We start from the raw sequence: 2,048 nt of genomic DNA on the forward strand, positions 1-2,048 counted from the left end.
GTCGCGTTAGCAACCCACGAATACCAGCATGATCACCGTCGAAATTACTTGCTTCATCTGATGCGTTGACGCTTCCCTAACGGGAAGAATGTTAATTAAAAAGAAAGGCTCTGGCCGAGGTTCCGGCAGGATTTTGTGCGGGCCTCTTGACGTGGGGAGTCATACCAACGCCTAGCTCACAGGAGGAGTAAGCTGGCGCGACTTTTGGAACAAAAGGCGTGATAGTTTACGGAGTCCTGTGGAGCTACTTGTTAGATTTTTCAGTTGCGGCATAAATTCCGTACTCAATACTACAACGAAAAAACAGGTAACCGAAAATACAACCTAACATTGTTAGATAGCCTGTGCCGTAGTACTTATTGAATAAAATGGTATAGAACCAATTTTGCCCATAGATGTATATTGAAATGCTGACGACCGTGGAGAACACGAGAAGCCAAGCACATAGTGATAAATACTGCGGAATTTCTTTAACTAAGAAAACCAACAACAATACAAGGAAAAAACTACCCACATTTACCGCTGAAAATATACGAATATCAGTTACTAACGCAGACCAGGTTTCTTCGTACCTCGACACAACCTCGTTACCTAACGACTGCAAACCTACTTTAATTAATTTGTACTCCCATAATTCACTTTGCATTGGCAAAGTGGCTATTGTTTGAGAGATAAATATATCTGTTGGGGTTGTATCTTTTTTCTGGAGTAATGCGTTACTGACAGACTTAGATATACGTTCAATATCTGCTTTTAATACTGGAACTTCCTCTTCGAACTTGGCAAGGAACAGCTTTTGGGCAATATTTGGCTCAACCTCACCTAGCCCTAAAAGGCTATCTATTTTGGCATTAATTTGTATTGACGCCTCGTTAGTCAAAAACTCTACCGCTGTTTTTTCTAGCGGCTTCAATAGCAGCACAGTAGCCAAGAAAACAAGGCCAAAGAAAATAACCCCTATGCCAGAAATCCACTGCAATATCTTCCTATTGATGACAGTTCTCCTTAAATCTAACGCCTTACGCAGCGGCGAACGAAGTGAGTCCAGCCCACGGATCTTTGTGGGCGATGCTGGCGTAACTGGTTAAGTTTGTGATTGCAGCACATAGAATATTCCTACTGGAACTGAAAATACCCAACCCATGAAGCAACCATCACGTAGTTGCCGGTACCAACCATGCTTACCGCCACCGATACCAATAACTTGATAAATAACCCAGAGTACGATGCATACTATTACGTATGACATAGCAGAAACCCAAGCCACAAGGATTAACGCAGCCGCAGTAATTAGAGCTATTGCTGACTCTTTTTTTCGATCAACTTTCGAGGGCTTACCATTTACTTTTATATCTCGTTTCTCTCGCCACCAAACGAATGCTATTAGCAAAATGACAAAGCCGATACCTAGATAATCTTCCATATTTTAAACTTAACGCCAAGCTAAACGGAGAGGGAAAATGGCGGGCTTTTTGGTACAAAAAGCGTGACAGTTTGCCGAATCCGTTTGAGCGCCTTGTTAAATGTTTGCATTGCTTAAGAACACCATTGTTGTAACTGAAGCAACCGAAGATAACAACATAAACATTCTCGCTTTTTTGTAGGACTCGGCTTTTGGGACTAAATTTATATCGCCGGTTTCTGCGTAAGATTTAGTAGAGAGCCAAGTTGCAAGTTTGCCACTGTGACCTTCTATTTCAGTGTTGTTGAATACTTTTAATTGCTCGCTTAGCTGGGGGTGATTATTAGCTAGATAACTAACCAGCCTATACCGAGCAACAACAAAATAGATTGCAATTACCGCTGGCGAAAACACTATTATTAGAGCAAGTAGTTCAATCATATAAGACATTTAGACATAATGACTCCCCACGTCCCAAAAGAGTGCTGACCTCCTATCGTGGGTTAGCAAAGCCAGAGCCATAATATATGTGTCATACCATATAAGCGGAGGCCAGCACCATGAAAAACAATACCATAATTTTTGTCGGATTGGACACCCATAAGGAGTTCACCGAAGTCGCATATTGCGAAGATCAACGAGGCTC

General features: G+C 41.8%; 3 protein-coding genes. All 3 read right to left on the reverse strand.

Features of this window, described 5'->3' with window-relative positions; all coding sequences use genetic code 11:
• Positions 1 to 244 precede the first annotated feature (244 nt).
• Entirely contained in the window at positions 245 to 979 is a 735-nt protein-coding gene (locus tag A3766_RS19990) for a hypothetical protein (protein ID WP_068642843.1), read from the reverse strand.
• A 105-nt stretch (positions 980 to 1,084) separates the two neighbouring features.
• Positions 1,085 to 1,423, reverse strand: coding sequence for a hypothetical protein (locus A3766_RS19995; protein WP_068642845.1), 339 nt, complete (start codon positions 1,421 to 1,423; stop codon positions 1,085 to 1,087).
• A gap of 96 nt (positions 1,424 to 1,519) precedes the next feature.
• Complete coding sequence (locus A3766_RS20000; protein WP_068642847.1) at positions 1,520 to 1,852, reverse strand: hypothetical protein; 333 nt, start codon at positions 1,850 to 1,852, stop codon at positions 1,520 to 1,522.
• Positions 1,853 to 2,048 lie beyond the last annotated feature (196 nt).

The sequence above is a fragment of the Oleiphilus sp. HI0132 genome, from assembly GCF_001635845.1.

Coding starts and splice junctions, on each gene's coding strand:
- A3766_RS20000 (WP_068642847.1), bottom strand. CDS start 1,852: ATGTCTTATATGATTGAACTACTTGCTCTAATAATAGTGTTTTCGCCA.
- A3766_RS19995 (WP_068642845.1), bottom strand. CDS start 1,423: ATGGAAGATTATCTAGGTATCGGCTTTGTCATTTTGCTAATAGCATTC.